6 protein-coding genes are annotated in these 6,000 nt (G+C 43.9%); 4 read left to right on the top strand and 2 right to left on the bottom strand.

Going from position 1 to position 6,000, the window contains the following annotated elements:
• Positions 1-64: 64 nt before the first annotated feature.
• Positions 65-484: a heterocyst frequency control protein PatD gene (gene patD, locus HWQ38_RS23815; RefSeq protein WP_292798517.1), complete on the bottom strand. Its 420-nt coding sequence runs from the start codon at positions 482-484 to the stop codon at positions 65-67.
• 314 nt (positions 485-798) lie between these two features.
• Between patD and HWQ38_RS23820 the strand changes: the two genes are divergently transcribed.
• The 4 genes from HWQ38_RS23820 to HWQ38_RS23835 all read left to right on the top strand — a co-directional run bounded on the left by HWQ38_RS23820 (position 799) and on the right by HWQ38_RS23835 (position 4,785).
• A complete protein-coding gene (locus HWQ38_RS23820) occupies positions 799-3,069 on the top strand; it encodes a bifunctional (p)ppGpp synthetase/guanosine-3',5'-bis(diphosphate) 3'-pyrophosphohydrolase (RefSeq protein WP_292798519.1) in 2,271 nt (756 codons plus the stop codon).
• A gap of 195 nt (positions 3,070-3,264) precedes the next feature.
• Positions 3,265-3,651, top strand: coding sequence for an IS630 transposase-related protein (locus HWQ38_RS23825; RefSeq protein ID WP_292798521.1), 387 nt, complete (start codon positions 3,265-3,267; stop codon positions 3,649-3,651).
• 30 nt (positions 3,652-3,681) lie between these two features.
• Positions 3,682-4,140: an IS630 family transposase gene (locus tag HWQ38_RS23830; protein WP_292798533.1), complete on the top strand. Its 459-nt coding sequence runs from the start codon at positions 3,682-3,684 to the stop codon at positions 4,138-4,140.
• Positions 4,141-4,500: 360 nt separating this feature from the next.
• Complete coding sequence (locus HWQ38_RS23835; RefSeq protein WP_292798523.1) at positions 4,501-4,785, top strand: DUF427 domain-containing protein; 285 nt, start codon at positions 4,501-4,503, stop codon at positions 4,783-4,785.
• 446 nt (positions 4,786-5,231) lie between these two features.
• Here the strand turns inward: HWQ38_RS23835 and HWQ38_RS23840 are convergent, their stop codons facing one another.
• Positions 5,232-5,684: a PEP-CTERM sorting domain-containing protein gene (locus HWQ38_RS23840; protein ID WP_292798525.1), complete on the bottom strand. Its 453-nt coding sequence runs from the start codon at positions 5,682-5,684 to the stop codon at positions 5,232-5,234.
• Positions 5,685-6,000 lie beyond the last annotated feature (316 nt).

Here is a 6,000-nt window from a genome sequence, read left to right on the forward strand (position 1 = left end):
ATAACTTTCCAGCATAGGTCATAAATGAGATGATGGAATAATTAGAGAAAAAGGTGAACAATTGTTATTTTTCTCCCTCCGCTTCTGGTTGCAAAATGGCATCACAGTATTGAATGAGGATTGTCAAGCGATCGCTAATCGTTTGAAGTCTCGTTTGTGCAGTAGATGCTTGCCGCGCTCCTTGCAAAAACATCACATCTATTTCCAACAGGCGCAATTGCTTGCTCATTTCCGTTTGATAAGACTGCACTCGCCAGTCTTCTCCTTGGGGAGAGGCTTCTCTAGCAGAGGCTTCTCTACCAGAAGCTTCGCCAACGCCAACGCCAACATCAGCCAAAGGCACAATCTGTTGCCTAAAAAATTGTTGCAACGAGGCTACACCTTGCCGCAGTTCGGGTGCAACAATTTGCGTAGTTGTGGCATCGGAGCGTAATTGCTCTAGTAAGGTTACAAATGCCTGATATTTCTCACGATTTAAAGACATCCAGTGATAGTTAAGATAGTATTAATGTCAAGTAATTTTTCTTCTACAATAAACTTTACTTAATCGTTTATCAGCACTAAAAGCCTCAAGTCGTGATTTGAGGCTTTGTTTGCCATCAATCGATTTTGAAATTTATGATCCTTGAAACTCAAACTGGATGACTACCAGACGCTCGTGCGTCGCTAAGGCTGCGCTATCGGCAATTGCAGAATCATCCTAACACTGTTTTTTTGAGCGACAGCATCTTTTCAGGGCGATGCTGGTAGTTTTATTTATCTTTCACTTATCTACCAATCCTCTCTAAACCCAATTGTATGAGCACCATAGCGATAAATTCATCAGCCGATCTAGCTATTCCAGAATGGTTAAAAAAATGTTTGAAGGAGTCATCGACAACTAGCGGCGCAGCCGAAGATGACCGAAGGTATAATGATACCGTCTTAATTGGTCGAGCATTTGAATTTGCTTACCAACTGCATCAAGGTCAATACCGCAAATCTGGAGAACCATACATTGCTCATCCCATTGCTGTAGCTGATTTGCTGCGTGACTTGGGGGGGAGTGCTGCTATGATAGCAGCTGGATTTCTTCATGATGTCGTTGAAGATACAGAAGTTACCAGTGAAGACATAGAACAGCGCTTTGGCCCAGAAGTGCGGCAATTGGTCGAAGGTGTCACCAAGCTTTCTAAAATCAATTTCACTAGCAAAACCGAAAGCCAAGCCGAAAACTTCCGGCGGATGTTTTTGGCAATGGCGCAAGATATTCGGGTAATTGTGGTGAAATTGGCAGACCGTTTGCATAATATGCGAACTTTACAATATATGTCAGAGGCTAGCCGCCGCCGCAGTGCCCAAGAAACGCGAGATATTTTCGCGCCTTTAGCCAATCGCTTGGGGATTTGGCGGATTAAATGGGAACTGGAAGATTTGGCTTTTAAGTATTTGGAACCGGAAGCTTTCCGCCAAATGCAAGAACTTGTTTCCGAAAAACGGACGGCGCGAGAAGAGAAATTGACCAAAGCTACAGACATTTTGCGGGAACGTTTGCAGCAAACCGGAATCAATTTTCACGATATCAGTGGTCGTCCCAAGCACCTTTATAGCATTTACCAAAAAATGCACCGCCAGCAAAAGGAATTTCATGAAATTTACGATTTGGCAGCGCTGCGAATTATTGTCCAAAGCAATGAGGAATGCTATCGGGCGCTGGCGGTGGTTCATGATGCTTTTCGCCCAATTCCTGGGAGATTTAAGGACTATATTGGACTGCCAAAGCCTAACCGTTACCAGTCGTTGCATACTGGGGTGATTGGCCTAACTGGTCGTCCTTTAGAGGTGCAAATTCGGACAATCGAAATGCATCATATCGCGGAGTATGGGATTGCCGCCCATTGGAAATACAAAGAAACAGGAGGTTCTAGTATTAGCCATTTGACAGCGACAGATGACAAGTTTACTTGGCTGCGGCAGCTGCTGGAGTGGCAAAGTGATCTCAAGGATGCCCAAGAATATCTTGATAGCGTCAAAGATAATCTATTTGAAGATGATGTCTATGTCTTCACCCCTAAGGGGGATGTTGTTCCTTTAAGTCCCGGTTCTACGACTATAGATTTTGCTTATCGCATTCATACCGAAGTCGGGAACCACTGTTCAGGGGCGCGGGTGAATGGGCGAATGGTGCCACTATCAACGCGGCTGCAAAATGGCGATATTGTAGAGGTTCTCACCCAAAAGAACTGCCATCCGAGTTTAGATTGGTTGAACTTCGTCAGGACTTCGGCGGCGAAATATCGGATAAAACAATGGTACAAGCGATCGCGCCGCGAAGAAAATGTTGCGCGTGGACGGGAGTTGTTAGAAAAGGAACTTGGTAAAACTGGTTTTGATAGTTTGCTGAAGTCGGATGCAATGGAGACTGTCGCCGAAAAGTGTAACTACCATAGTGTGGAAGATTTACTTGCCGGTTTGGGTTACGGTGAAGTGACGTTGAACTTGGTATTAAATCGTTGGCGAGAAGTGGCTAAGGGACAACAACCAGTTTCCACGGTGTCGCCATTTATCCCCAAAGAACCAACTACATCAAAAGCTTTGCGAGATGTACCTGTAACTACCTCCCGCTCCACATATTCGCCAATTGTTGGGGTGGAAGGTTTGGTGTATTATTTAGCTGGGTGTTGTACCCCGATTCCTGGCGAACCAATTATTGGTGTGGTGACGCGAGGTAGGGGGATTTCGATTCATCGCCAAGGCTGCCATAATCTGGAGAGTGTGGAGTATGAGCGTTTAGTACCAGTTAGGTGGAACCCAAGCGCCGAAAATAGTGGTCGTCCGCATACTTATCCAGTGGATGTGCAAATTGAAGCCCTTGACCGCGTAGGGGTGCTAAAGGATATTTTGTCACGGTTGAGTGACCAAGGGATCAATGTCCGCCATGCCCAGGTGAAAACCTCTATTGGTCAACCGGCATTGATCGACTTAGGAATAGATATACGCGATCGCTCTCAACTAGAGCAAGTGTTCGTCCAAATTAAGAAAATGAGCGACATTTTAAATATCCACCGCGTTGGTCAAATTGACGAGTAGGTGTCCCAATTGGTAGGGTGCGTTAACGCAGTGTAACGCACCAATTTAGGAGTCGAACCACAGAGGCGCAGAGGAAATCAATATCCAGTGTTTTTACTTAAATAATTGTATTATATTTGATATAGCAACCGCCAAGGCGGTTAGGGTATAGACTGGAAGTAGTCCCTTTTCCTGCGGAGTGCGATTGCTCGACCCATGCCTAAACCCTATAGTTATGACCTCCGTCAGAAGGTGATTCAAGCCATCGAACTCGATGGCTTAAAGAAAAGTGAAGTGAGTCAACTATTCAATATCAGTCGCAATACCATAGACTTATGGCTGAAGCGATTGGACGTTACAGGCGACTTCCAAGCCATACCCAATCAGCCTCCTGGTAATGGCCATAAAATCACTGACTGGGAAAAATTCCGGGAATTCGCTTTATCTCATGGGGATAAAACCCAAGTTGAAATGGCCTCACTTTGGGAAGGAGAAATTAGCGATCGCACGATTTCACGCGCATTGAAGAAAATTGGCTTCACTCGAAAAAAAAGACCTACGGCTACTGTGAGCGCGATGAAGGCAAACGGCAGACGTTTGTAGCGCAGTTATCCGGCCTACTAAGGCGAGAAAATTGTTTACCTTGATGAATCTGGGATGGATAATCGAGACGAGTATGAGTACGGTTGGAATAAAAAAGGGCAGCGCTTCCATGCACTTAAATCAGGCCGAGGTGAAGGACGGGTGAACATGATTGCCGCGCTGTGTAACCAAAACCTGATAGCTCCCTTCACTGTTGAGGGAGCCTGTAATCGAACAGTGTTTGAGACCTGGTTGGAAACCTGTTTGGTTCCGACACTCGAACTGGGACAGGTTGTAGTGATGGATAATGCCACATTTGATAAAGGTGGACGTATTCAAGAACTGATTCAGGACGCGGGGTGTGAACTGCTATACCTACCGCCTTATTCTCCTGATCTTAACAAGATTGAGAAATGCTGGTCTTGGCTAAAAAGTCAAATCCGCAAAAAACTGGATCAGTTCGATTGTTTGCGAGATGCCATTGAGCATGTTTTACGTTCGGTGTCTTAACCGCCTTGGCGGTTGCTATAATTAAAAATCAACGGTAGTATATTTTACATCTTTAATAGGCTTCGTCTGACATCTTGCACCATTCTCAATTAGCACCATCGCCCGCCCAGAACTCAAGTTCTGGGCTGATAGCTCAACTCCACGCTTAGTGGACTCAAACTTTTGCTCAGTCTTCTTTAGAAGACTTTAGCTATTAGCCTCAGAATGAATTCTGAGGCGGTTGTTGGAACTGATGCAAGATATCAGCTTCGTCTGTCATAACCTCTATTAAGGCGCGATCGCCTGCTGCTCGTTTGACCACCTACAAATAAGCTGATCGTGTCAAAATGTTATGTGTATAGTTTATTTACAAAGTCATTTATGCCGAAAGCAATTTGGAATGGAACTGTTTTAGCCGAGAGTGATAATACTGTAGTTGTGGAAGGCAACCATTATTTCCCTGTTGACGCCATTAACAAACAGTATTTCACAGAAAGCAACACCCACACCACTTGTCCTTGGAAAGGTGTCGCCAGCTACTACAGTATCGACGTTGATGGGCAAATTAATAAAGATGCTGCTTGGTACTATCCCAGCGCCAAGGAGAAGGCTAAGAATATTGAAGGCTATGTGGCTTTCTGGAGGGGTGTAAAAGTTGAGGCTTAATAAAGGTTCCTGGAAGTATTTTAGTTTCAGGAAATTGATATTATCTTCGGCTAATTGCCCATAAAATAATTAGCCCGCGCAGAGATAAGTCTGAGCGGGCTTTGTATTTAAACTATTTACAGCTATTTTTAGGTAAATAGACCACGCGGTAGGGGCACAGCAATGCTCATTGGTGTCAACTTCAGCTAGAAATCGCTTGTTGACTTCCACGCCCGCCCAGAAATAAATTTCTTTGGCTTTTAGCCCAAGTCTACTCAAGTAGACTAAAGATTTTTCGGATTATTTAGTCATCTTTAGATGACTTGAGCTATTAACAAGGAACTTCAGTTCCTTGTGGAACATGGCTTTCACGTTAATTTGACACCAATGAGCTTTTTCTGTGCCCCTACGATAGATGTGGTTCAAATAGATGAAAACTGCTGTAAAAAATTTATTCTAATACGTAATTATACCTTGGCTTTGCGAAACGCTGCTTGCTTTCTCTTCGCCAGCCAAGCCAGACTACCAGCAAGTATAATACCACCGATCGCACTTGGTTCGGGTACTCTTGTCAGGAAAACAACCTCACTGGCTGTAACAGTTATAGTGCCTGCTGCTCCTGAATTAATGTTACCACCAGCGATCGCACTGGGTTTGCGTACTGGTTTCAATATAAGAAGATCATCGGCTCTGAGAGTTATGTTACCTGCTAGACCATCGCCGGTTTCCCCAAAATTGACGCTGGCACCATCGAGAATCATTAGCCTACCAGTAGAGATTTGCAATGAGCCAGCCCCACTGTAATTGAGATTGTCGAAGGTAGCAGCTTGTGCTGATTCGACTTGCATTATCACCCAGCCCAGAGCAACAGCTGTGGAAATAGCTTGAGCAACAGCCTTTTTTCTATTGTTTTTTGTCATGGATTGTGAATCCATTTTTAGAGCAAAAGACATAAATCTATAACTTGACGATTTTATACTTACTCAAGCATAGCGATCGCATGGTATGCGGTTTACTGCCACTGATATAACTTTATAATTAAAGCTAACAAGCAAAAAGCATGACCTAAAAAAACAAGCGGAGTCATTTGTTACGATAACTTCTATACTAATCAGGTTTGCTTAAGCATTTGCTAGAAATAAACAAACTGTTGTTACTAAGGTGCAAGCATTTATAACAAAGGTTCTTCAGTACTTGCTATGCTTAACTAATAGTTGATATACCAATTTAACAAGC

It is taken from the genome of Nostoc sp. NMS7, assembly GCF_017115085.1.
Taxonomy (GTDB): domain Bacteria; phylum Cyanobacteriota; class Cyanobacteriia; order Cyanobacteriales; family Nostocaceae; genus Nostoc.

Bases quoted from the DNA above. Each gene is read 5' to 3' on its own strand.
- HWQ38_RS23840 (WP_292798525.1), bottom strand. From the start codon at position 5,684: ATGACAAAAAACAATAGAAAAAAGGCTGTTGCTCAAGCTATTTCCACA.
- HWQ38_RS23835 (WP_292798523.1), top strand. From the start codon at position 4,501: ATGCCGAAAGCAATTTGGAATGGAACTGTTTTAGCCGAGAGTGATAAT.
- patD (WP_292798517.1), bottom strand. From the start codon at position 484: ATGTCTTTAAATCGTGAGAAATATCAGGCATTTGTAACCTTACTAGAG.
- HWQ38_RS23820 (WP_292798519.1), top strand. From the start codon at position 799: ATGAGCACCATAGCGATAAATTCATCAGCCGATCTAGCTATTCCAGAA.
- HWQ38_RS23825 (WP_292798521.1), top strand. From the start codon at position 3,265: ATGCCTAAACCCTATAGTTATGACCTCCGTCAGAAGGTGATTCAAGCC.